Consider the following 26,984-nt stretch of genomic DNA (forward strand, 5'->3'; position numbering starts at 1 on the left):
CATGTAAGCTATATATTCGCTGCAAAAATAAGCCGGACCGCCGTTCCCTTCCCGGCCTCTGACTCCAGTTCAATTACATGCCCGAGCCGGTCGGCAGACTCCTTGGTCAGATACAGCCCCATCCCTGTGGATTCACGCAGGCCCCGCCCGTTCTCACCGGTGAAAAAGGGATCAAATACCCGCTTAAGGTCGGACGCCTGAATGCCGATCCCCTCGTCCCTGACCTCTATAACAGCCTCGCTGTCCCGCAAATAACAGGAAACTGTGATTTTTTTATCGCCGGAAGCTTTAACCGCAGTGTATTTGATCGCATTGTTAATGATCTGCGACAGCATGAAGAACAGCCATTTCTCGTCCGTCTGGACGGAAATGCCCGGATCAGCTGCCTCCACCGCCGGATAGATCCGGTTGCGGATAAACTGGCGTTTATGCTCATGCAGAACCTCATGGATCAGCTGCGGCAGAACCACCTGTCTGATGTTAAAATCCTTCTCGAACGCCCGCAGCCTGGCCATGTACAGCACCGTATGCAGACCGCTGCGCATCCGCTCCAGCTCCTCCCGGATGCTGGCAAACTCAGGCTCGTCCATGTTCTGGACGGTAAGCTCGATAACCGAAAGCGGGGTTTTCATCTGGTGCACCCACTGGTCGATGAAGCTCAGATGCTGCTCCTGCTGCTTTTTCATTGTGGTAAGCTGCTGCATGGTATGGCGGTAGTGGGAATGCAGCAGCTCCTCAAGGGCTTTGGATACGGGGGCCTCCTCTATTTTTTGAAAGGCTTCATCCAGTGAATCGAGCGGCCGGCTAAGCCGGAGGTAAAAGCGGCGGCGGGTCAGGTACTGGTGAACCAGATAACAGGAGAGGAAGAAAAATCCTATAAACACGGCATACAAGGCAACCGGCAAGTGACGGTAACCGTCCAGCCAGTAAATGGAGATGATCGCTCCGAACTGGACCAGCTGGACAGCAATCAGCAGCAGGTGCTCCCGGATAAACAGCTTCATCAGACACCCTCTCCCCAGGTAACATTCAGCCTGTAGCCCGTTCCCCTGACCGTCAGCACAGCCTCCTCGATCCCAAGCTCATGCAGCTTTTTACGGACCCGGGTAATGTTCACATTAAGCGTATTTTCATCAACAAAAGCCTGAGGCTGGTCCCACAGCTTCTCAAGCAGTGCTTCCCTGCTGGCTACCCGCGGGTAACGCTCCATCAGGCTCTCCAGAATATCCGTTTCCTTTTGAGTCAGGCTTACCAGGCTTGTCCCAAGCTGCAGCTCGAGCCTCTCGGGATACAGAATAAGCCCGTCCTGCTCAATCACTGTTTCCTGGCGTACTCCGGCATATTCCCCGAACGCCCGCCGCAGATGGCTGCGGATTTTGGCCAGCACAACCCCGGAATGAAACGGCTTGGTGATATAATCATCCCCGCCGTTCTCCAGCGCCATAATCTGGTCCATCTCACCCTCACGGGCTGAGATAAACAGGATAGGACAAGTGGAGACGCGGCGGATTTGCCTGCACCAGTAATAGCCGTCATAACTCGGCAGGTTCACATCAAGCAGTACCAGCTCCGGCTGTGCTTGCCGGAATTCCTCCAGCACCTGCCCGAAATCCTGGACCAGCACCGCCTCGTACCCGTATTTTTGGATGGCAGACTGCAGCAGCTCCGCAATCTTGATGTCATCCTCCACAATCATTATTTTGGACATAAGCACAGCTCTCCTTAACCGTTACAATCAGCGAAACTCAATAAATCGGATATCCCCATACGAACATCGCCAGATACAACAGACTTCCTACTATACATAATACCGTTATGGCACTGTCCTTAGCCTTATCCTTCGTAAGCAGCACAACCGCAAAGGCCAGCGGAAAAGCTCCAGCCAGATAACGCGGCGCGGACAGCAGCCAGGTCGGACCGGTGACGAATACAAAATACACAAGCATATAAGCAGTATAGGAGGGGTGGAGCTTCCTGGCGCTTTTGAACATTGCATACAGTGTAGTAAAAATAGCAATCAGATTCGGCAGCCAGAGCCCGAGAAAACTGCGGCTGTCCCCTTCCTTGAACTTGCCGACCGCGTACTCCATCTGGTACCTCACGGTATCAAAAAACAGATACTGCCGCTGGAACCAGTGCTCCCGCTGATAAATGCTGAACTGCAGCGCGTTTCCGTAGACCGCATAGTTAATGTACAGATAGGCCAGCAGGCCGAGCAGCACGATTGCCAGGCATCCGGCAGCAGCTGCAAGCTTGCGCTTGAACGCTCCTTTATGGGCAGATTTGTACGTTTCAGCAAGGTCGCGCCACAGCAGAATAACAATCGGTACCGCCAGCAGGACCCCGGGAGAACGCGTGAATCCGGCCAGGGCGGCGCACAGGCAACCAAACAGCCACTTCTTTTTGCGGACCAGATAAATGGATAATAACGACAACAGCAGGAATAAGGACTCCGTCATCGGCAGCAGGAAGAAGAAGCTAGCTGGAAAAATAAACATATATTTTATTACCCGTAGCGCTTCTTTCCTGTCCATGTCCAGCGCCGCAAGCTCATAAGCAACCAGTGCAAAGGCAACTGTACAGAGATTGGCTACGGCATAGCCAGCAGCAAGATAATTATTGGTAAAGAAGTGAACTACCTTGATCAGGATTGGGAAAAAAGGCAGGAACACGATATGGAACCGGGGATCCCCCTCCGTCACATACCAGTTCTCGGCAATGCCCAGATAAGATGGAGCATCGATTCCTTTTATATGCCAAGCCTCATTTAGGTGCTCAATTAGCCCCCCGGTGTAACCGTTCTTCAGGATCAGAAAAGCGTAGGCGGCAACCGCCATAAGCAGCCTGCTGAGCAGCACCCAGACAATAATTTTCGTCCACGCCTGTCTGCGCAGATCCGCGGCAGCTTCCAGTCTGGCATGCTGGGGGTTCCCGCCTGCTGCAATATATTCGGTTAATGCGGGAATGGCACGCAGGCCGGTCATGATGAACAATCCGTAACAGGCCGCTGCAGCTGCAGTGCCCATAAATGTCCAGCTGCTGGCATGCGTTGCCCAGTATATCCCGGCAGCTGCCATAACGGCTGTAAAAATTACAGAAATGCTTCGGTTAACCTTCTCCATCTGGTCCCCCTTGTGGTTAATAACATTATGTAGGTCTGCTCTATCGGCATAAGTAATTTTTACCATAAGACCGGGGGATTGTCTTCACAATCTTTAATCCGGCCATGTTCAAACCGCAATATACCTAATCAATTACACAACAAACCGATATAACATCAGATTTATAATGAGGTTAAGAACAATAAAGCGATACTAGGAGGTTATTCCAGCATGAACCGGAAATCCGTAATTGAACAGACCCTGGCCATCACCCGCCTTAACATTGAGCGTTTCGGTAACCGTTTTCCAATTGTCAGTATGGGTGACGGCAAATACTTTTTGACTGACCAGACCAACTGGACGGAGGGCTTCTGGTCCGGTATTTTGTGGCTGAGCTATGAATACAGCAAAGATCCCGCCCTTTATTATGCAGCGATCCAGACGGTGGATTCCTTCCGTGAGCGCATGGAAGCAGGGCAAGAGCTGGATCATCATGACATCGGCTTCCTCTACTCGCTGTCCGCCAAAGCGCGGTGGATCGTCGACAACGATGAAACCTCCCGCCTGCTGGCACTGCAGGCCGCCGATGTGCTGATGAAGCGCTGGCGCTCAGCACCGCAGGTGTTCCAGGCGTGGGGGCCGGAAGGTGACCCCGACAACGGCGGGCGGATTATCATCGACTGCCTGATGAACCTCCCGCTGCTCTACTGGGCAGCTGAACAGACCGGAGACCGCAGCTATGCCGAGTGCGCCACTATTCATGCCGACAAAAGCCGCCGCTTCCTGGTGCGGGGGGACGACTCCTCCTACCACACCTTTTACTTTGACCAGGAGAACGGAAATGCCATCCGCGGCGGAACCGCGCAGGGCTTCCAGGACGGATCGACCTGGACGCGGGGCCAGGCCTGGGGCGTCTACGGCTTCGCGCTGGCTTACCGCTATACGCGGGAGGAGCGTTTCCTCGAAACCTCGCGGAGGCTGGCCCGCTACTTCCTGGAGCATCTCCCAGAGGACCATGTCGCCTATTGGGATTTCGATGCCCCGCAGGAGGAAGGCACAGCACGTGACAGCTCGGCCTCAGCCATCTTTGTGTGCGGCGTGCTTGAGCTGCTGGACCATCTCCCGGAAGGCGACCCGGACCGCGCTTTGCTGAGCGACGCGGTAACCCGGTCAATGGATTCCTTGATCGGCAACTACTTCACCGCCGGCAATCCAGACGAGGAAGGCTTCCTGCGCCACGGCTCCTATTCCGTCAGAGGCAACTCCTCCCCGGACGATTTCATGATCTGGGGCGACTATTTCTTCCTGGAGGCGCTGCTGCGCCTGGAGCAGGGCATTCCGGGGTATTGGTACGGCCGGCAGGATTAGGGGGCATGGTAGGTTGGTGAGGCGCGGGGACCTGGCTGGAGACTGGTGATTGGAATGGTGGAGAGTTGGGTGGGTGTGTCTGGTGAGAGTGTGGGGCGGAGTACTGAGCGGGTTAGTTTGGTGAGTGTATCAGTTGGAGTGCTAAGCGGGTGAGTTTGGTGAGTGCGTCGAGTGGAGTGCTGAGCTGGTTAGTTTGGTGAGTGTGTCGGACGGAGTGCTGAGCGGGTTAGTTTGGCGAGTGTATCAGTTGGAGTGCTAAGCGGGTTAGTTTGGTGAGTGCATCGAGTGGAGTGCTGAGCTGGTTAGTTGGTGAGTGCGTCGAGTGGAGTGCTGAGCTGGTTAGTTTGGTGAGTGTGTCGGACGGAGTGCTGAGCGGGTTAGTTTGGCGAGTGTATCAGTTGGAGTGCTAAGCGGGTTAGTTTGGTGAGTGCATCGAGTGGAGTGCTGAGCTGGTTAGCATTCTGGATGGGTGTGTGGGGCAGTAGGTGACAAAGTCAGAGTTTAGCTGAGAGGTAGGCTCGATAGTTAGTTAGGAGTAACCAGTCTTTTTGCCTCTCATTTCGCCCATTTCCCCTAATCCGCCGGAATCAGAGGCATTTTTGCCTCTCATTTTGCCCATTTCCCCTCATCCGCCGAAATCAGAGGCATTTTTGCCTCTCATTTCGCACATTTTCCCTCATCCGCCGGAATCAAGGGCATTTTTGCCTTTCATTTCGCCCATTTCCCCTTATACGCCGGAATCAAAGGCATTTTTGCCTTTCATTTCGCCCATTTCCCCTAATCCGCCGGAATCAGAGGCATTTTTGCCTCTCATTTCGCCCATTTCCCCTAATCCGCCGGAATCAAAGGCATTTTTGCCTTTCATTTCGCCCATTTCCCCTAATCCGCCGGAATCAGAGGCATTTTTGCCTTTCATTTCGCACGTTTCCACTCATCCGTCGGATTCAAGGGCATTTTTGCCTCTCATTTCGCCCATTTCCCCTCATCCGCCGGAATCAGAGGCATTTTTGCCTCTCATTTCGCCCATTTCCCCTCATCCGCCGGAATCAAGGGCATTTTTGCCTTCATTTGGCCCATTTCCCCTAATCCGCCGGAATCAGAGGTATTTTTCCCTCTATAGTGGCTGTCTACGGGCTGAACTGGACTACTTAATGGGATTTTTCCCACTAAGGATTTACCTGGTTACTTGGAGCTGCATAGTTACTTAAGTACGCAGATGAAACGGTTTCTTTTTACCGGACGGCTACTTATACTAAAAGTAATACTGGTTCATGAGGGAGCGCTATATGAACAGGAACAATCATCCGCCCCAGGGGCTGGAGCCCGGGTTGTTTATGTACAAGTATAAGGTTGAGGATGCGGAAGCCCATTGGTTCCACGCGCATAGGGGCATTGAGATGCTGTACATTTATAGCGGCCGCGGCGAGATTATGGCAGAGAATCAGACGTATCCGATCCGGGATCACACGCTGGTCTGGTTTCAGCCCTATCAGCTGCACCGTGTACTTGTTCCGGCGGCCCAGGGCCATTCGTATATCCGGACCAATCTGACCTTTGATCCCGGTTTTTTGGAGCGTTATCTTGCGGCTTTTCCTTTACTGGAGAAGTATTTTCGCAGCCTGTGGAGGGGGAGCCTGCAGCGGCCGGTTGTATATGACCTGCAAAATACGCCGGTTGCCGCTGTGCTGGAGGAATTGCATTACGCCGACAATAACTCCGCTGCGGATAGAGAAGAAAATATGGGACTTCTGATGCTCCAGTTAATCCGGCTGCTGCAAAAGAACATGTCCGGCGTGTTGCCCGGGGATTTCAATAACCAGTCACGCGGAGGTTCGCATGTTGAACGGATTACCGGTTGGCTGGACGAACACTACAAAAAGCCTTTTAGCCTGGAGACGCTGGCCGCTGCGATGCACCTGTCCCCGTACCATATTTCACATTTATTTAAGGATTTTGCCGGGATCACCCTGTCTGAGTATGTAATGCAGCGGCGTGTACGGGAAGCCAGTATTCTGCTCGCCAACACCTCCATGTCTGTCCAGGAGATCGCTGCAGAAGTCGGCGGCTATTCTCCGTCGTATTTTAGCCAAATGTTCAAAAAGCAAAAAGGAATCTCACCGGAACAGTACAGGAAGAGCATCCGCTGAACAAAGCTGATTACAAATGGGATAACGAGACCGCAACCGCATTATCGACAAAAGACCGGTCAGGCCGGGACTTCAGCAATACCGTGATTCCGATTAAGGATACAACGAGACTTTGAGCCAGAGCTTTGGCGTTCGTCTCTTGATGAAGCTCGCCTGACCGGATTCCGCGTTCGATCGTTTCCTGAAACAGGACGGCAAGGTACATCTGATGCTCCCGCGTAATAATTTCAAATTTCTCATCATGAGGCGACAGCTCGACCATTGTATTGATGCAAAAGCACCCCGGGCTCCCCTGCCCCGCGTACTCCCCGTCAACTAAACCTTTGAAGTAACTACGAAAGGCTTCCCGGACAGAATGATTACTTTCAAGCTTCTTCCGTATACTTGCAGCGTGCCATTGGGTGTATTTTCGCAGAGTGGTTTCAAACAGCTGTTTTTTATCGCCAAAAGCTAAATAAAGACTGGGCCGCTGAATCGCCATGGCCGAGGTCAAATCGTTAATTGAAGTCGCCTCATAGCCCTTCTCCCAAAAAACACGCATCGCCGCATGAAGCACCTTTTCCTCATCAAACTCCCTGAGCCGGACCATTGTTCACCCTCCATATCATACTAATCGGTATATTATAAATTCTATAATTACGCCGTCTGATTGTCAAACCACTCTTTAAATTTGCCTTGACTATAGTTACTAAAGAGTTTATTTTTATTCCATGCTTTTTGTATCATTCAGTATATTATACTGTAAAGTACATTTATAATGTGAGGAGTGTGAAACCACTTGGGTAAGCTGCAAATCAGCGAAAAAGCGGGGATCCAAAAGGTAACGGGGAAACCCGGCGCAACTGCCGGACAGCCGGCTTTTATGCCGCGTAGAGTAACTTTATTATTCGCCATAGCCTGCGGGCTGTCTGTTGCCAATGTGTATTACGCCCAGCCGCTGCTGGATGTCATCGCGGAGGAATTCGCTATAGCCCCTTCATCCGTGGGTATTGTTATTACGGTTACACAGGTTTGTTATGCGATAGGCCTTTTTCTGCTGGTGCCCCTTGGCGATATACTCACCAAGCGCCTGCTGATTCCCGCTCAGATGCTGTTATCCGTGTTGGCTTTAACTGCAATCTCATTCGCCCCGAATGTCGGCGTGTTTTTTTCGGGCCTGGCCATTGTGGGGTTATTGGCGGTAGTTACACAAACCTTAGTTGCTTACGCTGCAACCTTAGCCGCACCATCCGAACGGGGGCGTACGGTTGGGATCGTGACCGGCGGGGTTGTCATCGGTATTTTGCTGGCACGATCCGCTGCAGGAGTGCTCACTGATGTAGCAGGCTGGCGGGCGGTCTATCTCCTGTCTGCAGTCTGCATTCTTGCAATTGCATTAACGCTGCTGCGGATTATGCCTCAGGAGGAACGAAAAACCTCCCTTACCTATTTCAAGCTGCTGCGTTCCGTACTGAGTATGTATAAAGAAGAGCGGATTTTACGTATCCGTTCCTTGCTTTGCATGTTTATTTTTGCCGCTTTCAGCATCTTGTGGACTTCGCTTGTGTTACCGCTCAGCCAGCCTCCGCTGTCACTCTCTCACTCTGCCATCGGGGCATTTGGCTTAGCCGGAGTCGCCGGGGCATTGGGGGCAACCCGTGCCGGACGGCTGGCCGACCGCGGATATGGACAGATCACAACCGGAATTGCGCTCACGCTGCTCCTCTTTTCCTGGCTGCCTATCAGCTGTACGGAGCGCTCCCTGGCAGCGCTTGTTATCGGAATCTTAGTTCTGGACATGGCCGTTCAAGCGGTACACGTTACGAATCAGAGTATGATTTTTAATGTGCGTCCCGAGGCCCGCAGCCGTCTCACCGCCGCTTATATGATCTTTTATTCGATCGGCAGCTCTGCCGGTTCTATTGCCGCAACAAGCATCTACGCTTATGCCGGATGGAACGGGGTATGCTGGCTCGGAGCAGGTGTAAGTGTACTCGCTCTATTATTTTGGGCTGGAACCAGGCGTAAATGTTGAGCAGGCAGCATTCACAAATAACCGCCCATAGGCAAATGGAAGGGTTGAACAGCCATTTTGCCTATGGGCGGTATGCTCAAACACCCCATACAGTCCGCTGAATGAGATAAACCTGTTTTTTTACAGGACAACCTCAACCCTGACGGATGCGCGTCCGGGATACGCGGGAAGAATGTTGCCCTCCAGCAGTACGCCGTCGGCGGTGATGCTTTTGACGCCTTTGCAGACCTTATTGGTATTGGTAACAGTGATATCGTAAACACAGCCCCGGAAACGGCGCTTGACCGTGAACCCTTCCCAGTCAGCCGGAATGCACGGGTCGATGGACAGCCCATTCAATACCGGCTTTACCCCGAGAATATACTGGGTAACGGCCACGTACATCCAGGCAGCGGTACCGGTCAGCCAGGAGACGTTAGCCAATCCGAACTTGTCGGACTCCGGCCCGAACAGGTTGGAGGCATAGACATAAGGCTCGGCTTTGTAGCGCCATAGACCTGCTTTATCCATGGCAACATTCGGCAGCAGCTGGCGGTAATATTTATAAGCCAGCTCCCCGCGGCCCAGCAGGCATTCCGCAATAATCGCCCAGGTGTTGGCGTGGCAGAAAACCGCTCCGTTCTCTCCTGTTCCCTTGTTGTAATTGGTCAGAGGGTCGGCAGGATCGGGGAAGGTGGTAATGGACGGGTGGATTTTTTTGATGCCGAGCTCGGTGTCCAGCATTTCCCGCACACTGTCCATCGCCTGCAGCCCCTTGTCCACGTCTGCCATACCGGAGATGGTGGCCCAGGTCTGGGCGTTGAGCCAGATTTTGGCCTCGTCGTGTTCATCGCTGCCGAGGTACCGGCCGTCATCCATGATCGCCCGGCGGAACCAGCGGCCGTCCCAGCCGATGCTGTTGACCAGCTCACGCTGACGCTCATACATCTCCCCGTACAGGGTGGCATCCTCCGGATGCCCGGCAGCCGCAGCAAGGTCAATCATCCGCAGCAGTACGGTTCCGAGCTGCATCGAGGTCCAGATGCTTTCCCCTTTCCCCTCGCGGCAGACCCGGAACAGCTGGTCATTCCAGTCCGAGCGCAGCATCAGCGGAAAGCCGCGGGAGCCAAGCTGTGAGGCCGTAAAATCTATAGCCGCCCGCAAATGCTCATACACCGTGCCCTCACCGCCGTCATAATAAGGCACCTTTGTCTGCAGGAACGCAGCATCCCCTGTCTCCGCCAGCAGGTCCCAGGCCGAAAGCGCCGTCCACAGATGGTCATCCGAGTGAATGCTTGTTACCGGCTCCCAGCCCTCGTTCGGGAAGAAGTAATGGTTCACATGACCGTCCCTGTACTGCTGGCCGAGCAGCAGCTTCAGCTTGTCAAAAGCAAGCTCCGTATCAAAGGGCACAACCGAGAGTATATCCTGGGCTGTATCCCGGTAGCCTACACCGCGGAACGTCCCGGTCGCGTAAAAGGAGATGTTGCGCGAAAACAGAAAGTTTCGGTGCGCCTGATACGGATTCCAGATATTGATCATCCGCTCGGCATCCTGATCCGGCAGCCGGCTCTCCCAGGCGCCCAGATAGGCGGACCAGTTCTCCTTTAACGCCTGGAAGGAGGCTTCTACAAATCCGGCTTCCCTGGAATAGGCGATTGCCCGCGACACCTCCCCCTCATCCGCCGCTGTGCCGAGAAACACATTAATCGTCCGGCTCTCACCCGGCTTAAGGGTAACATTGAACTGCAGCGCGCCGCACGGGTCGCCGCCCAGCAGCGTCGATCCGGTACAGCCGCCATTTTCAATGGCCGCCGGATTGGTTTCACTGCGGTAGCTCCCGATAAACTCCTCACGGTCACCGTCATAGCCGGCAAGCGGCGTATCCGCAGCCAGATAGACAAGCGGCGTCTCCTCAGGCTTCGGCTGGTTCTCCACCCCGTACCGGTAGACCAGCGCCTCAGCCTCATGATACTGCACGGACACCTGATGCTTGTTGTAGCACTGCCACTGCAGCTCACGCATAAATTCCATCATCCCGAATTCAGCGTAGGCGTAGACCTTCAGCTCTCTTGCCTCGGTCCCATCATTGGTCAAGGTCAGATTCCAGATCAGCGAATTCTCATGCGGTCCGACAAAATACACCGTCCGGGCCGCGATATCGCCGCGCTTTGCCTCAAAGCGGGTGTAGCCCATCCCGTGGGCACTTTTCCATTCCTCGGGCTTATCCAGGGCGGGCTCGCTGGTCGGGCACCAGTAGCTGCCCGTCTTGGCATCCTGAACGTAGATGTACGGGCCGGAACGGTCCATCGGCAGATGGAAGAAACGGTAGCGTGTGATCCGCCAGATCTGGGGCGACTTATAAAATGCCACCCCTCCGCCGGCATGCGACAGCATCGTATGGAAGGTGCCGTTCGACAGATAGTTCATCCACGGCGTCGGCATGTCGTGCCGCTTGAATTCGACCTCTTTTTCCTCATCCCTGAAGGTATAGTATGCTTTCGGGTCGTTATTTCTGGTAAGCTCCGCATTCACCGGGCTTCAGCTCCTCTATAATGTAATGGGGTTATTTCGGCTCGACCTCATCCAGGGTCAGACGGTATTCCAGGCCCTTCATGTAGGTGCCATCCCGGTTCAAAAAGGTCAGGCCGAACGCCAGGTCTCCGCCCGTTCCCTGCAGGGTGGCGATCAGCCGGTTAAGCCCGGTCTGCAGCCTAAACTCCCGTTCCGGCTCAGCTACAAACTCACCGTTCAGGTAGATTTCATAAGGTACGTCCGTGTTGATCCGCAGCCGGCCCGGGTAATGCTGAGCGGCCTCCCCTGCTTTTTCCGGGACATGTACAAAACAGCTCAAAAACCAGCGGTTATTCCCTGCATTTGCTATACGCAGGGTGCCGTCACCGGGGCGGCGCTCTTTTTTCTGCATCCAGCCGTACAGGCCCTCGCCCAGGTTATTTAATGAGAATTCCGGGTCGATGTAGTACGCCTTCATCTCTTCATAATGAATGTGGGGCAGGCATGGCAGGGCCATCATCGTTTCCACAGCCCATTCCCCGTCCCCCTTCACGCTGTCCAGCAGGCCGTCATCAAAGGATGCGCCCAGATTGGCCAGCAGCCGGGTATACAGGCGGACCGCCTTGTCATTGCCGGGATCGGTCAGGAGCTGCGAGCAGATTACAGCCCCTTCGCCAAGCCTGACTTCAGCCATAAACGTTCCTGCAGGGCGGGCCTTTCTGCGGTTCAGCTCCACCAGCGCGAGCCGGCTGTATTCTGCGGTATAACCATGCACGAAGTAGTCCTTCCAGGCTGTTCCCTCGACGCTTGTGCAGAGCGCGTCCGCACCGGCGATGTCCAGGCTGTGCGCAGCCAGCACATGGTTCTTGACCTCGCGCGGCGACAAAAACACCTTGTCGAAGCCGAACAGGTCGACAGGGCTGAACCCCTGCACGGCGGCGTAATCATAGTCCGCCGCCAGATGATACGCCTCGTGCGGCTGTACGCGCACGGGCCGGTCCAGCAGGCTGCCGAGCGCCGCCTGCTGCCCTGGCTCAGCCGGCAGCAGCACCAGCTGCCCGCCGGCTTCGGCGTAGTGCCGGAGCGCCGCGGCTGTGCCCGGCGCTTCCAGCATGCAGGCTTCGGCTATAATTAAGCCGAAGTCCTGCAGTTGTGCGCGCGCCGCTGCGTCAGGCGCGCCCGGCAGTGCCGGCGCTGGTGCCTCCAGCGCCGTGTACCGCAGCCGCAGCCCCTCCAGGAGGGCTGCGGCTTCACCGCCGGCGCGGACCAGCGCGGCGGCGGGCTTACCGGGGCGCGCCAGCGGCGCCCCGGGGAGGGGCTGGCCTGCGCCGGCGGTGCCCCCGGCGTGGGCCAGCAGGTTCCGCAGCAGCAGGCAGGCCTGCGGGACCTGCTCCAGATTGGCCATCAGCTCCAGCTGATTGGCCAGGAGCAGGCCCGCTCCGCTGCGGTATTCCAGCAGCGGCGACCACAGATCGCCGCCGTCGCCGAAATCGCCCGAGCTGCATTCCAGCAGCAGGGTGAAATCGCCGGTCACCGGCTTCTCGAAGGCCGCGCGGATAATCGGCAGCGGCCCTTCTTCACGCAGCTCCGCGTGCCAGAACATAAGGCTGCTGTCGCTGAAGCCCTCCAGCACCGGATGCCGGTAGCTGCCGGCATAGGCGCGGAGGAACGGCCGCCGCGAGAGCGGCAGCCTGCCGGGCGACAAGCTGCTCTGCTCCAGCAGCAGCACCCGGCCGCCGCGTGCGGCGAAGGCCTGCAGCCCGGCCTCAAGCGTGCTGTCCGCATCCTCCGCATAGCTGCCGATAATCAGCAGCGAACCGGGAGCAAGTCCGGCCACCTCAGCGGAGTCCACCCGTTCACAACCCGGAACAAGCCTGCGGATATAGGCGAAATCACGGTCCGCTCCGTAATAGGCTGCCTGCCGCCTCAGGTTCAGCGGCGTCTCCAGCAGGCCTGCGGACACCATTCTGTATTCCAGACGCAGCTCATGCAGCTGCTGTCCGTTATGAAACAAAAGTGCTGTCAGCACAGCCTGCTCTCCGTCACCAGCCGGGAGAGGCATCCACTCCAGCCCGATAACCTTATGTTCAGCAGGCTGCTGAACGAACCGGAAGGTCTGCTCATGGATGCTCTTGCCTCCCTGGCGGATTACGATCTCCACCCGGACATCCTGGCGCGAATAAGTATCGTTATAGACATCAAAGCTGCGGACAACCGGTTTATGATCATAAAACCAGCTGTTGTATTCAGCTGCCATAATCGTTACGGGCTTGAATGCTTCAGCCATAATGGCAAAGGCGGGGTTGGGAATATACAGCGGATATTCCTCCGGCAGCATTCCGTTGTTAATCGTCAGTGAATAGGCAGGTACCGTCTTCGGTTTCACTCCTGGCGTAGCCGGATCAGCAAGCGGCAGTACCAGCTCGCGTTCCGGCATCGCCCGCATGAAATAATGGGCGAAATTAAAGGTAGAAATGCCGGATACCCCTTGCCGTCTGGCATGCTCCACAAACAGCCGCTCCTTCTGCGCCAGCCCCGCAGTGCTCTCATCTGTTCCCCGGTACACCTCAAGGCCGGTGTACATGCTGCTGTTCTGCGGGCAGATATACCACCAGCCGCCGTGCTCCCCAAAGGTCAGCGGAGCCTTCCGATCCCACTGGCTGATCGTTCCGTCGATGTTATAGTGACGGCTCTCCACCTCCGTATGCTCCTTGGCCAGCAGCCGGTTGTCCCCTTCGGCGATGATTAGCCTGGTCGGATCAAGCTGACGGATCTCCTCCATCAGGCCGGGCATGTGCAGCTTGAAGCCGTCCCGCCCGTCCACCCAGCGCATTTCATTCTGCAGGCTCCAGAGGATAACGGACGGATGGTTTTTGTCACGCTGCACCAGCCGCCGCACATGCTTCCGGCAGTTCTCCACATATGCCGGATGGTCAGCCAGCATCGATTTGCCCGAGCCATAAATCGCTGTCTCATCGACAATCAGCATGCCTTCCTCATCGGCAATCCGCAGATAATCAGCCGGATAAGGCTCGGCATGCAGACGGATGCTGTTGATGCCGACGCTTTGGCAGATGCGGTACCAGTTGCGGATATAAGCTTCCGTCATCTGCAGCCCGCCCTGAAAATGCCAGGAATCGCCGCGCAGGTTGACCGGAATGCCGTTCAGCATAAACTGCGGGCCTTCGCTCCAGAATTCACGGAAGCCAAAATCCTCAGTGTGACGGTCAATAACCGTTTCGCCCTCCAGCAGCTCCAGCACCGCAGTGTAGAGAAACGGCTGATCCGGACTCCACGGCCGGGCATTGTCCCAATCCAGCTGGAAGGAGGCACAGTATACAGCCCCGTCCCGCGCGTTCTCGCACAGCCTGAGCTCCCCAGCAGCCGCAGCATCTACCAGCTCAGCCTTACCCTCTGCTGACAGGACAGGGCCGGCAACAGCTCCCGGTACTCCCCCGGCTCCAAGCTCTTTCAGCTCTTTCAGCTCTTTCAGCTCTTTCAGCTCTTTCAGCTCTTTCAGCTCTTCCAATTCTTTCAGCTCTTTAAGCCCTTCCGGCTCCCCGGTATCCTCATCTATTCCCCGCACATCAGGCCTTTCCGCGCCGTTCTCACCCCGCCGCAGCACACCCTTCTCCCAGACGCTCAGCCTCACCTTTAACGGACCACGGCCAGCCGCAGCTTCCTCCGCCCCGGCTGCAACCGCCTGAACCTCCAACCGTCCTTCCCTGACAGAGGTGCGGATCGTTACATCCTCCAGCGCAACCTGAGGATAGCCTTCCAGATACACATCCTGCCAGATCCCCCGGCTGATTCTGCCGTACCAGGAGCCCATCAGCCCGGTGATCTTGGGCGTTCCATTCGGCAGAAGCACCGTGTCGAAGCTGCTGCACACCACATGCAGCTGATGCTCCCGTCCCTGCTCCACCATCGAAGTGAGGTCGAGCCTGAGCGGCAGATAGCCGTCCTCCCATACACCTGCTTCCCGGCCGTCTATATAGATGACCGCTTTCTGCATAATACCGTCCAGCCGCAGCACAATCCGCTGTCCCGCCATACTCTCCGGAACCCGGAAGCTGCGGTGCAGCACTCCTGCCTCAGCAGCATCCCATTCCTCCGGATAACCATGCAGGTCAAACGGTGCATAATCATACTCCGCAATCTTCCCGAAGGTTTTGCCGTCCGGCTGCGGATAGGTCCTCCTCCAGCTGGAGGGTACGAGCACCTTGCGATCCTCGTAGACGATGATTTCCGGCAGGCTGCGGCATTGCGGCTGATCATACAGAGGCATGAAATCCCATTCCCCATTCAGGCAAAATAAATTACGCATGTCGTATCACCGGCCTTCCGTTTGCGGAGTACACCTCAAGCAGCAGCTCCATGTTCTTCCACAGCTCCTGCCCAACCGGTGCACTTGCCCATTTCATAAAATGCGGCTCCATCACTTCCGCCCAGTTATCGGGACGCAGCGAGGTTTTCAGCTTACCTTCATACGGGGCAGGCTCCCGGGTGTCCGGCTGCTCGGCATAAAAAAACAGCACGTTCTCATGCAGTCCGATAATGCCGTACTTATCCCCGTCCCCCGGCCGTTCCTCCTGATACTGATAATGGTAGTAAATGTAGCTCGCCGCCGCATCCGGCTTCAGCATAGCCAGGCGGCCGTAAGGCTTACCCGCAGTGTTCCGCCGCTGCCAATGTTCCGCCGACACAGGCTGCTGGTAATGAAAAATATCAGCCAGCGGTGCCCAGCACCGTCCCGGCACCCCTCCCGGCCAGACGGCAAGCCGCTGTAAGGCATCCGGCAGCAGCTGCTCCGGTGTAGCCGGCTCTGCCAGGCACTCATAATACAGAAACAGCTGTTTACCGGCGGCAAACAGGCTTAAATGATCCACACGCAGACCTACCATCGCTTCTTTAAGCGAAACAGAAAGCTCGCCGCTCCCGAAAAAAGCAGCCGCCCCCTTCTCATCCCCGAGCCATTCGGCCCTATACAAACAGCGCTTCATGCTGCACCTCCCAAACGTTGTGTTCTCTTTCATGTTACCGTATACAAACGGGTACCGCCTTGACGATGCTGACTATGTTTAGCATAATAACGACACGCTTTAAACAGATAAAACCTGTGATCCAGCCTATAAAAGAAGGCCGGATTTCTTCAGGATGAGGGATAAGAGGTTCTATTGCATTTTGTACAACAGATAACGGTTAAATCAGCCTAAATACGGATTCTGTTGTATTTTGTACAGCAGATTCTCAGATATCAGTCCCTTTATCCTTATTTCCCTAAAATCAATTGTATGGAATGCAATAGAATGAAATTGCCAGTTGTTTAGAAAGGATTCTGTTGCACAAAGTACAATCACGCGACGGTTGGTTTGATTGAGTATCACATTGGGTGTTGTTTAGTGCCCGTGTTGTTTAATATCAGTGTTGCTTAGTACCTGTGTTGTATTGTCCCAGTATCCTCGCCTGCGCCATCAAGAACCAAAAAGCCCTCCCCGCAGGGAGGGCGCCGCCAGCCTTTAGCATCCTTACATCCTTGCACTCTTGCTCTCTTGCTCTCTTGCTCTCTTGCTCTCTTGTGCTCTAGTGCTCTAGTGCTCTAGCACTCTTGCATTCTTGCACCCTTGCATTCTTGCACCCTCGCACTCTTGCATCCTTGCTCTCTTGCACTCTTGTACTCATTGCACTTTTGTCCTCCGGCACTCAAGCACCTCTGCACTCCTTCACTTCTGCCCCCCTGCTCTCAACCACTCAAGGCATAACCGAGAACACGATGTCATCGAACAGCATGTACTCAAAACCGCTGGTGTAGAATCCAACTTTGCCCGAAGGCCGGTGGCCCGGATCGTTGCCGGTCAGCCTTAATGCGCCGTCTACATATACGCTGATGTCGCCGTCCTTGGCCGTCAGCTTCACCGTATATTCCGTATCCGGCTGCAGGTCATGTCCAGGCAGGACGGACTCGGTCAGCTTCTGCCAGGCAGTATTGTACAGAATCCAGGCCGAGGTGCCGTCAGCCCGGGTACGGTAGCCGACCCGGGTCGAGCCGGTACTGTCCTGGCGGTCAAAGAGATAGAGAATCCCGTTATCCGGCATCACGGACGGTGTCTTCAGCTTGAACTCCAGCTGGTAGGACGTAAAACTGCGCTCAAGCAGCGCAGTTGCACCGTTCAGCAGCTTGTAACGCCGGTTCCCGTCAGGATCGGCTGAAATGCTGCGGTTAGGGTCCACCGGCCAGCCGTTGCCGCCGTTCTCAAAGGTAGTCTCATGCATGATATTGGACACGGTTACGGCAATGTCTGCCTTAATCAGCGGATTCGCCACTGATACCGCTGTAATTATCGTGTTTCCTTCATACACAGCACTGACAACTCCAGTCTGATCTACAGCAGCTACCGCCGGGTTAGCCGACTGCCAGGTAACTCCTGTGTCAGGCGTATCCGAAGGATCGAAGGACAAATGCAGCTGCTGCTGTTCCCAGGCGGCAAGCCGCACCTGGCTTTCCGCTGGAATGATTCCGGCCAGCTCCGTGGTCGGGGCCTTGAACTGAATGTCATCGAACAGCATGTGGCTGACGTTATTGACATAGAAGCCAACTTTCCCCGCCGCATTGTGCCCCGGATCATTGCCCTTCAGCCGGAATTCCCCGTCCAGGTAGAGGCTGATATCTCCGCCTTTTACAAGCATTTTGACGTTATATTCCGTATCCGGCAGCAGGTCATGCTCCGGCAGCTTCACTTCCTTAAGCACCGTCCACGCCGCATTGTACAGCAGCCAGGCGGAGCTGCCGTCCGCCCGCGTCTTATAACCGATCCGGCTGGAGCCGCTGCCGGCCTGCCTGTCAAATACATACAGGGTCACATTATCACCCATCACTGCCGGTGTCTTGAGCCGGAAGCTCAGCTCATATTCGGAGAAGCTTTTGGCGCTGAGTGACGAGGCGCCGTTCAGCACCTTGTACCAGCGGTTCCCGCCGATCTTCTCGATGCTGCGGTAAGCGTCCTGGCTCCAGCTGTTCGCCCCCGATTCGAAATTTGTGAAATCCATTACGCCGTCGCCCGCCTCCACGGTTACGCTAACCTGGGCTGTAAGCAGCGGATTCACCGCTGAAGCCACCGTAATCACCGTGCTGCCGACCATCCCACCGGTTACAATACCGGCACTGTCTACGGATGCAACAGCAGGATCAGCAGAGGTAAAGGTCAATGCAGGCTGATCCGCATTCCACGGCAGTACTGCCGTGCGCAGCTTGACTGTTTTCCAGCGGTCTACGGTAATAGCCTGGTCATATACTACTACCTGCTGTACCGGATAGCTGTCCGGTCCTGCCGTTGTTCCGGCTTTGCCATTGATGCCGATGTCGGCGAACGGAATGTCCGGGAAGCCCGGAATGGCATTAAACACCTCTGCATCCGGACGCAGGGACAGATCCCCGCCGGCCAGATCGGTGAAGCCCGGGTCTGCTGTGGTCACCCAGTTATCCGCATATTTCACCAGCCCGAACTTGTCATACGCCCCGTACACATTGGTTGTTACACTGCGCGTTATCACCGGATTATAAATGACATTTCCCTGGAACGTGTTGGTATCGGGATAGTAACGGTTTTCCGTGAAAAAGTCCGCCAGCTCGGGATACTTCGCCATGTAAGGCGTACCTGTAAAATTGTTGTTCGCCGCGAACAGCGCCTGCCACTTCGGCATGTAATTTAGCGGCACCTGGTCATCCGGCTCGTCGCCAAGGTACAGATCGGCATAGTCGTATGGAATTTTGCTGTCGATAAAAATATTGTTCCGGGTCTGGATATGTGCGCCGCCGTTATTTTTAATGGCCGAATTGCCCATTTTGTAAAAAATATTCTCGTCAATGGTCAGCCCCATCGTGAAGTTGTCGGGATAGACGCCCTCTACCCCCGCCTTGCTCTCCCCGATGTTATGGAAGTAGTTCCGCTTAATGACGGTGCCCCGCTCATGGGGCTGCTCCCCCGCATTCATGTAGATCGCGCCGAGGTCGGAGAAGGTGGTGCATACATCATAGATCTCGTTGTAATCCACGGTATGGTCATTGCCGAAGATCAGCACGCCGGGATGGGGCGCGTCATGCAGCTCGTTATGCGACATGCGGTTGCCGACACCGGACAGCAGAACCCCCGGATTATAAGCCTTGTGGTAATAGGCAAAATCATGGATATGTGAGTTCTCCACGGCATTGTTCCCCGGCTGCAGCGTTGTTTTGTTGCCGCCTGTCAATGTAACGGCCGTGCCGCCGATATGATGGATGTGAGTGCTGATAATATCGTGATCCGTTCCGGGTGCGCCATCAAAATTGTTATAGTAGAAACGGCTTTGCGTATTGATCAGCACGCCGCTGTTGGTGAAATTGCGGATCTCGCTGTTCAGGATACGCATATGGCTGCCGCCCATGATTACCGCAGCCGAATCGCGGCCGTTCTCCAGCACCAGCTCCGAGAAGTCGATGTAAGAGGCGCTCAGCGCGTTGATCATCGGTGTTTTGAGCATGGTGACTTCAATATCCGGGTCTGCTGAAGCCGCAAAGCCGGCATTGGGCAGGAAGTACAGCTTGCCTGCGGTGCGGTCGATGTAATATTCGCCGGGCATGTCGATCTCTTCAAGCAGATTTTGCGCAAAATGAAAATCCGGATACCAGTTCTTGAACAGCCCGCTCATCTCCCCGTAACGGAGGGTGATCGTTTTGGCGGCTGTATCGATGGAGGCGATTTTGTTGTACGACCATTCCCAGCTGTAGCCGAAAATCCCGTCCAGCCAGATATCATCCGCCTGTGTCCAGTACTGGGGCCGGTCATACGTGTAGGTAAAGGTGCCGCCGCGCGTATGGACCTCCCCGTTCGGATCACGCCGGGTCGGGCCTGGATCCACAATTTCATCCATCTGGACGGTGGATTCGTTGGGCCAGCGGGCCAGCGTCATCCCTTCCCCGGCCACATACAGCTCCATCGGCGGTACTTCGCTCAGGTCATTTGCCAGATAATAGCCGTGGCGGCTGAGCTGGCCGTAATCGGTAATGCCCAGCGCTGCCAGATCGGCAGCCAGCACCTTGGTTCTTGCCTCCGGGCTGATTATACGGCTGAGTATTGCGGAATCAGTGACCGGGACGAATGCCGACTTCGCCAGGTGCTTAGAGCCGGATAACGTTACGGACTCTCCCGGATAAGCCGTGTAAATGACAGGCTTGCCCGCTTCACCTGAATCCTGCTGGCGCAGCTCGAAGCTTACGGTCCGCTCATACCGGCCTTCGCGCAAATACACGGTGACACCGCCCTTCGGCAGCCCTTTCTCCGCTTTCATCGCACGGATGGTATCACGGGCTTTCTCCAGCGTCCGGAACGGGGAATTTTTTTTACCGCTATTGGAATCGCTTCCATTTACAGATATATAAATCGTTTTTCCTGATGCTTTATCCTCCTGGGATGCTGAAGATCCGGAGGCCGGAACAGGAATCGTCATGAACAGCAGACCAGCCATAAGCGCTGCAAGCAACCTTTTTTTCACCAAAGCTCCTCTTCCTTTCGGATCAAGTGGAAACGGCTACGCCGTCCTTGTGAGGACGGTATCCGTTTCAGCGAGAAAGATAAGTAACATTTATTGCGCGAAGCATATAAATTCTTATCTTTTAAAATAAGACGGCCCTGCCAAAAGATGTACAATGGCAAAGCCGTCATTGAGCAGCAGGTTTCTCCGGTATTGCAGTGTCTCTCTAGCCTTACTTCTTCAAGCCTTTATCCTTCAAAAACTGCTCGAATTGCTTCGTTACTTCCGCCACATACTTCTCTTCGCCGGCTTCCTTCAGCTTGCCGTACAGCACAGGCCAGGTTTCTTCAAAATCCAGTGTACCGGTAACCAGTCCGCGCTTGTATTCGCCCCATACGGCATTCAGGTTGGCGATTTCCGTATTGACCGGCTCGGAGTTGAACTTGAAGGCGCCGACAGGGTTCACTTCGGAATCGGAATTGATCTTCTTGGTTTCTTCCCAGACATTCTCCGGCTGGCCTTCCTTCAGATAGGAGTTGAAGACGCTGCCAAAAACCCAGTCCATGTTCGGCACATAACGCGAATCCGCGAGTGCCTTGATGTAGTCACCTGTTGTCTTCTCGTAGTGGACACCTTCTACGCCGTTGCAGAGCAGATTGTACAGCTCCTTGTCGGTATTCACCAGGTTCAGCAGCATCATGGCCCGTTCAGGATTCGCAGACGTGCGGCTGATCGACTGGTTGGTTGTTGCCGAATAGCCGTTGGAGAACCAGTCGCTCAGCGGAACCGTAATGACCTCATTGCCGCCGTTTTTGGCTTTTACTTCGGCTTCAACACCCGGCTTGAGTGTAACGTTGAAGTCAACGGCAATCTGGCCTTTGGTGAGATAATCGTTCATTTTTTCCGTAGCGGCATCCTTGTAGATATAACCTTCCTTATACCATTTGCTGGCCAGCCGGAAATTGTCGAGCTCCTCTTCCGGGTAACGGTGCAGCGTATAGGTAGGATCATCGGTTTTGATATAGAAATGGTCATCCAGGCCGGGAACTACCCAGTACTGGTCATCATGCGACTGCGGATTGATAAAGGAGGTGCCGAATACGCCGAATGGAATAATGTCCGGCTCGTTCTGCTTGATCTGGGCCAGGAACGGCTCGATATCAGCGAGCTTTTTGATGGAAGCGGTATCAAGATTGTACTTGTCGGCAAAACGCTTCTGGATGATGAACCCGTAACGCGAGCCGTTAATCTGCTGATTCGGAATCCCGTAAATCTCCCCGTCTACTGAGAGACCATCCCACATCACCTGCGGCACATCGGCCTTCAGCTCAGGCGCATATTGCTCCAGCAGATCATCCATCGGCTGTATAGCTCCCTTGCGTACCAGCTCCTCCGGCTTAAGCATATATCCGGTCCAGAGAATGTCGAACTTCTCGCCTGCGGCCAGCACCGTGTTCATCTTCTGCACATAGTCCCCGACAGCGACCGGCATCAGTTTGACTGTGGCATTGATTTTTTCCTTCACAATCTTGTTGACTTCCTCCTGCACCTTCGCCTGGTCGGCCTGCAGCTGTGACAGCGGATAATACCAGGTCAGCTCGACCGGTTTCAGCTCCTCTGTACCCGAATCTGTAGCCGGAGCCGCCGTCTGTGCGCCTTCCGTGGCCGTGCCTCCTGCACTGTTCCCGTTGTTTCCATTGTTGCCGTTACCGCCGCAGGCGCTAAGCACCGATGCCGCCAGCAATACGAGCGCCAGAACTTCAAACAGCCTTTTTTTCATGTGTGTGACCTCCTGTACTTTGTACATGATTGTATGTTAACCCTTTAGGGAGCCAACCGTAAGCCCTTTGACAAAAAACCGCTGAAAAAAAGGGAAGATCACCAGCATCGGACCGCCGGCCAGCACCGCAATCGCCATCCGCGCCGAGCTGTTCGGGAAGCTGGACAAATCAATGCCGAGCTGTCCGGTAAACTCCGAATTGGTTGTGAGAAACTCAATACTGTTGAGCGTCCGTACCAGCAGCAGCTGCAGCGGCACCTTATTCGGATCATCGATATAGAGCATCGCGTTAAACCACTCATTCCAGTAGGTGAAGGAAATCAGCAGACCAAGTGTCGCAAGAGCCGGAGTGGAGAGCGGCAGGATGATCCGGAAAAAAATGCGGAACTCCCGCGCCCCGTCAATTTTGGCCGATTCAATGATCTCGAGCGGAATCTTGGACATGAACCCTTTCATGACCATAATGTTGAACGGCGACAGCAGGATCGGCAGAATCAGCGCCCACAGACTGTCCTTCAGATGCAGGTATTGCGTAATGAGGATGTAGGAGGGAACTAGCCCGCCGCTGAACAGCATCGTAAAAAATACATAAAAGGTGGTCACCCGGTTATACCGGTAATCCTGCCGAGAAATGACGTAAGCGGTCATTGCAGTCAGCAGCAGGCCTAACAGCGCTCCGACTATGGTTATGGTGATGGTCACCCCGTAAGCACGGAACAGGATATCCGGGGCATCCAGCAGATAGCGGTAGGCGTCCAGACTGAATTTTTCCGGGATGAACTGGTATCCGTTAGCGGTCAGCGACTTTTCGTCCGTCAGCGACACTGCAACGACCAGCAGAAACGGCAGAATGACCACAAGTGAAAGCACCGTAAACAGCAGGTTAATGAACAGCTTGGAGAATTCAAATTTTCGGGCCACTGTCTGGCACCTCCTTACCATAGAGAGTTATCAGGATCGACTTTGCGCACAATTCCGTTGGCCGTCAGCACCAGCACCAGACCGACAACCGACTGGTAAAAGCCTGTAGCCGCAGACATGCTCACATTGCCGACTTCACGCAGCGCACGGTACACATAAGTATCAATAATATCTGTAGAACCGTAGAGAAAGCCTGAATTGTTCGGGATAAAATAGTGCAGGCCAAAGTCCCCGCGGAACATGTTGCCGATGGACAGGATCAGCATGATGATGATGATCGGAGCCATGAGCGGGATGGTGATTTTGAATGCCATCTGCCGTTTGGTTGCCCCGTCGATCCGCGCCGCCTCGTAATATTCACTGTTGATTCCAATAATGCCGGCAAAATAAATCAGCGTGTTAAAGCCCACTACCTTCCATAATTGCACCAGGATGAGGATAACCGGCCATGGCGCGGCATCCTGATACCAGCTGACCGGATCAAGGCCGAACGATTCCAGCGTGCGGTTGATGAAGCCGTCGGAATGGTTCAGAAAGGCGTAAGCAACATAGCCGACCAGCACCCACGACAGAAAATGGGGCAGAAACAGCGCCGTCTGGTAGAACTTGCTGACCTTGGCCTTGATTTCGTTCATCAGGATCGCCAGCAGCAGCGCCGCCGAGGTTCCCACCAGAATATAAGCGGTGTTATAGAGAACGGTATTGCGGGTAATCCGCCATGCTGTATCGGTGGTGAACAAATAACGGAAATTATCCAGCCCCACCCACTCGCTCCCGAAAATCCCCAGATCATAGCGGTAGTTTTTGAAGGCAATAATCAGGCCGATCATTGGAATATAGGCAAAAATCAATTTGTACAAAATTCCCGGCAGGGAGAGCAGAAACAGCTCGCGGTTGTTCTTAAAATGATGCAGCTCTCTTCCCGCCCATGACTTCCTGCGTTTTCCCGGCGGCGCACCCGCATGTGCCCTCTGCCCGGTAAGTGAAACGTTCTTCTGCATAACCAAAGCCCCTTCCTTTCTTCGTTAACGGCTGCCTGTGTGTCAGGCTTTGCATGGCCTTAGAATAGCGTAGCAGCAGGCATTTACGGTACTGTACAATCGCAAGAATGCTGTAAACCCGGGCTGTACAGTTCCCTGATTCCTGTTCCGGCCAGAGGAGTACTGCGGCTGTGCGGCAAAAAGCCAAAAAGGCCCGCTGAATGAAAAAATCTCACTCGCGGGCCCGGCATCCTGTACATTACAGTTGCATTATTTGCTGCGGTCAATGGCTGATTTCAGGCGGTATTCCTTCGGGGTCGTCCCGTAGCGGCGTTTGAACAGCCGGTAAAAATAGCTTTCGTTGCCGAAGCCGACCTTCTCCATAATCTCTGTCACGGTCAAATCCTTCTGCTCCAGATAATCCCTGGCATAGGCCAGGCGCGCCGCATTGATCTGGTCAACAACCGTTATGCCCTCCTGCGCCTTGAACACCTGGCCCAGATACACGGAGCTCATCTTCAGCATGTCGGCAATCCGCTGCACATTGAGGTCAGGGTCGGCATAATGCCGGTCGATAATCTCCTTTACGGTTTCGGCCAGCAGGCGGCTCTTGTCCTCGCGGCCGCTCCGGCGCTGCTCGGCTACCTCGCGCACGACCTCCAGCAGCACGGCTTCTATTTCATCAAGTGTCTCTTTCTCCAGAATCCGCCGGTTAATCGCCTGCAGGTTGACTGACACCGGATTAACGTTGTGACTGTTCATCTCACCCAGGGTGTTGCTCAAGCTAACCGCCAGATGCAGCACCGCCGAGAACATATTCTCGTAGCTGAAGCTGCCGAGCAGCTCCCGCCAGCTACGGATCGCCTGCTCCGTCTCCTGCAGATCGCCGCCTTTCAGCCCTTCCATCAGCTGGCGCTCCAGCTCCTGCGGGATACGCAGCGTCTCATTCTGTTCATTCTCCCGCAGCTGCTCCGGCTCAAGCACCGCCCCTTTACCGTAAATCATCCGGTAATTGGAGTGGCGGACTGCCAGATTGTAGTGCCGGGTAAGGCTGCGGTAGTCGGTGAACACCTCGCTGAGCGTAACCGTAAAGGTAATGCGGTAATAAGCCTGGACGGTTTGCTGAAGCTCTCTGAACCGCTCGCCCAGCTGCTCCAGCCCCCCGGCTGCGGCGGTTTCTTCTGCCGTACCTGCTCCGCTTCCGGCAATGAAAACCAGGTGCCCGCTTTTCATATCTACTGCTTCGCATGAGCCGTCCTGGCTGAGCAGCTCCTGGCCGATGTTGGCAATGGCAAAGTACAGCAGGGACTCCATCGCAGCGCCCTGGCCGGCAGCAAGCCCCTGAAGATCGTCAATCTGCACCAGGGCCAGCCGCAGCGGCGCCGGATAGGCAATATCTATGCCATATTGCTCCCTGATCTGCAGGAACGCACTCTCGTCTACACTTCCGCTTGCCCCGACCAGGCTGCGCAGCTGATACACCTTGGCGATATTCGACTGTGAGGCCCGTTCCTGTTCCAGCCCCTTCAGCTTGCCGATCATCTCGGTTACATTGGCCGCAATCAGCGACAGCTCATCCTGGCCCTGCGGGGCGCCGCGTTCATTCTGCGGCACCAGCGTCAGCAGCTGGCCCACCGGCTTATACAGCCGCAGCGAAAAGAACACGGACAGCATAACCGCAAGCAGAACCACAGACAGCGTGACCGCCACCTCAGTCCACTTCATCTGCCGGACGCTGCCCAGCACCACATCATAATCCTGCAGGCTGACAATCTGCCAGTTATTCAGCGCCTTGCTTAAATAAGTAACCTTGTATTTCCGGTCTTCATGATTGTAGATAAAGGAATCCACCGGCTTCTCCGATGGTGTGAGCCGCGGCAGCAGGTCCTGCTTAATATTAAGCCCTGCAGGCAGCAGCCCGTCGGTTGAAATCAGCACCTCGCCCTCGCTGTCGGTAATGAACAGCACATCATTTTGCCGCTCCGCGACCAGATTAAGCGCTTTCACGTTGTCGAGCATCCAGTCCGGCTTCACCGTCAGAATCAGCACATTATCGTTAATCGAACCCAGCGCCTCCCCGTCATAGAGAAAGAAGGCAAACACGTCGATCCCCTCGTTTTTACCGTCCAGATCCAGAGGAATCAGCTGCAGCTTCGGCAGATCGGCTCTTGAAGCCATATAGTTCTCCAAAGCTCCATACAGGGTACTGTTATTGATGTCATGGTTAAGTGACGAAAAGAACCGCTGCTGCGCACCGTTATAGAAGACTGCGGCGTGCAGATACGGTGATGAAGCGACGGTATGATTCAGACGTTCTATTTTGAGAATGCTCTGCTTGTAATCTGCCCCTGACTTCAGCGCGAGCAGCTCTTCGTCGTTGTACAGCGATACGGCCAGATCCCTCACGATGCCGTTCATATTCTCAACGTTATAGTTGATCTGGGTCAGCAGCTTCCGGTCAGCTTCATTCTGCAGGCTGAGCACCCGGCTGCGGGCACTGGCATTTAGCAAAAGCGAGGCAACCGCAAGTGTGGCAACCACCAGCATAAAGCTGAGCAAAATCCGCTGCAGATATTTGCGTGAACGGATCGTCTGGAGTACATTCATGGGTTCACTCCCCCTGCGCTTAGGTGACCTAACTATAATCCCGGCTGATTTTTCCTGTCAATCCGC

Annotated in this window: 16 protein-coding genes; 3 read left to right on the forward strand and 13 right to left on the reverse strand. The window is 54.9% G+C overall.

Annotation, left to right across the window (positions count from 1 at the left end):
- Positions 1 to 8: 8 nt before the first annotated feature.
- From AC4G46_RS25230 to AC4G46_RS25240, 3 genes are read right to left on the reverse strand one after another with little or no spacing between them, the layout of a single operon-like run.
- Complete coding sequence (locus tag AC4G46_RS25230) at positions 9 to 1,004, reverse strand: sensor histidine kinase (RefSeq protein ID WP_491125129.1); 996 nt, start codon at positions 1,002 to 1,004, stop codon at positions 9 to 11.
- A complete protein-coding gene (locus AC4G46_RS25235; protein WP_491125130.1) occupies positions 1,004 to 1,708 on the reverse strand; it encodes a response regulator transcription factor in 705 nt (234 codons plus the stop codon). The genes AC4G46_RS25230 and AC4G46_RS25235 overlap by 1 nt, the downstream gene beginning before the upstream one ends.
- 37 nt (positions 1,709 to 1,745) lie before the next feature.
- Positions 1,746 to 3,122, reverse strand: coding sequence for a hypothetical protein (locus tag AC4G46_RS25240; RefSeq protein WP_491125131.1), 1,377 nt, complete (start codon positions 3,120 to 3,122; stop codon positions 1,746 to 1,748).
- Between the two features lie 210 nt (positions 3,123 to 3,332).
- On the opposite strand from AC4G46_RS25240, the gene AC4G46_RS25245 reads away from it, so the two are divergent.
- Positions 3,333 to 4,469: a glycoside hydrolase family 88 protein gene (locus tag AC4G46_RS25245; protein WP_491125132.1), complete on the forward strand. Its 1,137-nt coding sequence runs from the start codon at positions 3,333 to 3,335 to the stop codon at positions 4,467 to 4,469.
- A gap of 727 nt (positions 4,470 to 5,196) precedes the next feature.
- On the opposite strand, the gene AC4G46_RS25250 is transcribed toward AC4G46_RS25245, so the two are convergent.
- Positions 5,197 to 5,385, reverse strand: a complete 189-nt coding sequence (locus tag AC4G46_RS25250) for a hypothetical protein (protein WP_491125133.1) — start codon at positions 5,383 to 5,385, stop codon at positions 5,197 to 5,199.
- 370 nt (positions 5,386 to 5,755) lie between these two features.
- On the opposite strand from AC4G46_RS25250, the gene AC4G46_RS25255 reads away from it, so the two are divergent.
- Entirely contained in the window at positions 5,756 to 6,616 is an 861-nt protein-coding gene (locus tag AC4G46_RS25255; RefSeq protein ID WP_491125134.1) for an AraC family transcriptional regulator, read from the forward strand.
- A 10-nt stretch (positions 6,617 to 6,626) separates the two neighbouring features.
- On the opposite strand, the gene AC4G46_RS25260 is transcribed toward AC4G46_RS25255, so the two are convergent.
- On the reverse strand, positions 6,627 to 7,205 hold the full coding sequence (locus tag AC4G46_RS25260; RefSeq protein ID WP_491125135.1) for a TetR/AcrR family transcriptional regulator: 579 nt from the start codon (positions 7,203 to 7,205) through the stop codon (positions 6,627 to 6,629).
- A 273-nt stretch (positions 7,206 to 7,478) separates the two neighbouring features.
- Here AC4G46_RS25260 and AC4G46_RS25265 point away from each other — a divergent pair, with 273 nt between their 5' ends.
- On the forward strand, positions 7,479 to 8,630 hold the full coding sequence (locus tag AC4G46_RS25265; protein WP_491128974.1) for an MFS transporter: 1,152 nt from the start codon (positions 7,479 to 7,481) through the stop codon (positions 8,628 to 8,630).
- A 120-nt stretch (positions 8,631 to 8,750) separates the two neighbouring features.
- Here AC4G46_RS25265 and AC4G46_RS25270 read toward each other — a convergent pair whose 3' ends face one another.
- From AC4G46_RS25270 to AC4G46_RS25305, 8 genes are all read right to left on the reverse strand, one after another.
- Entirely contained in the window at positions 8,751 to 11,144 is a 2,394-nt protein-coding gene (locus AC4G46_RS25270; RefSeq protein WP_491125136.1) for a GH36-type glycosyl hydrolase domain-containing protein, read from the reverse strand.
- A gap of 31 nt (positions 11,145 to 11,175) precedes the next feature.
- Positions 11,176 to 15,450 (reverse strand): glycoside hydrolase family 2 protein, encoded by a 4,275-nt coding sequence (locus tag AC4G46_RS25275; RefSeq protein ID WP_491125137.1) that lies wholly within the window; start codon positions 15,448 to 15,450, stop codon positions 11,176 to 11,178.
- Positions 15,443 to 16,126, reverse strand: a complete 684-nt coding sequence (locus tag AC4G46_RS25280) for a hypothetical protein (protein ID WP_491125138.1) — start codon at positions 16,124 to 16,126, stop codon at positions 15,443 to 15,445. The genes AC4G46_RS25275 and AC4G46_RS25280 overlap by 8 nt, the downstream gene beginning before the upstream one ends.
- A 748-nt stretch (positions 16,127 to 16,874) precedes the next feature.
- Positions 16,875 to 20,651, reverse strand: a complete 3,777-nt coding sequence (locus AC4G46_RS25285) for an Ig-like domain-containing protein (RefSeq protein WP_491125139.1) — start codon at positions 20,649 to 20,651, stop codon at positions 16,875 to 16,877.
- A 211-nt stretch (positions 20,652 to 20,862) separates the two neighbouring features.
- The gene (locus AC4G46_RS25290) at positions 20,863 to 22,410 is read right to left on the reverse strand and encodes an ABC transporter substrate-binding protein (RefSeq protein ID WP_491125140.1); all 1,548 of its coding nucleotides are present in this window, start codon (positions 22,408 to 22,410) and stop codon (positions 20,863 to 20,865) included.
- Positions 22,411 to 22,446: 36 nt separating this feature from the next.
- The gene (locus tag AC4G46_RS25295; protein ID WP_491125141.1) at positions 22,447 to 23,331 is read right to left on the reverse strand and encodes a carbohydrate ABC transporter permease; all 885 of its coding nucleotides are present in this window, start codon (positions 23,329 to 23,331) and stop codon (positions 22,447 to 22,449) included.
- 14 nt (positions 23,332 to 23,345) lie between these two features.
- Complete coding sequence (locus AC4G46_RS25300) at positions 23,346 to 24,332, reverse strand: ABC transporter permease (RefSeq protein ID WP_491125142.1); 987 nt, start codon at positions 24,330 to 24,332, stop codon at positions 23,346 to 23,348.
- 249 nt (positions 24,333 to 24,581) lie between these two features.
- Entirely contained in the window at positions 24,582 to 26,918 is a 2,337-nt protein-coding gene (locus tag AC4G46_RS25305) for a helix-turn-helix domain-containing protein (protein WP_491125143.1), read from the reverse strand.
- Positions 26,919 to 26,984 lie beyond the last annotated feature (66 nt).

Source organism: Paenibacillus sp. fava2 (assembly GCF_058313675.1).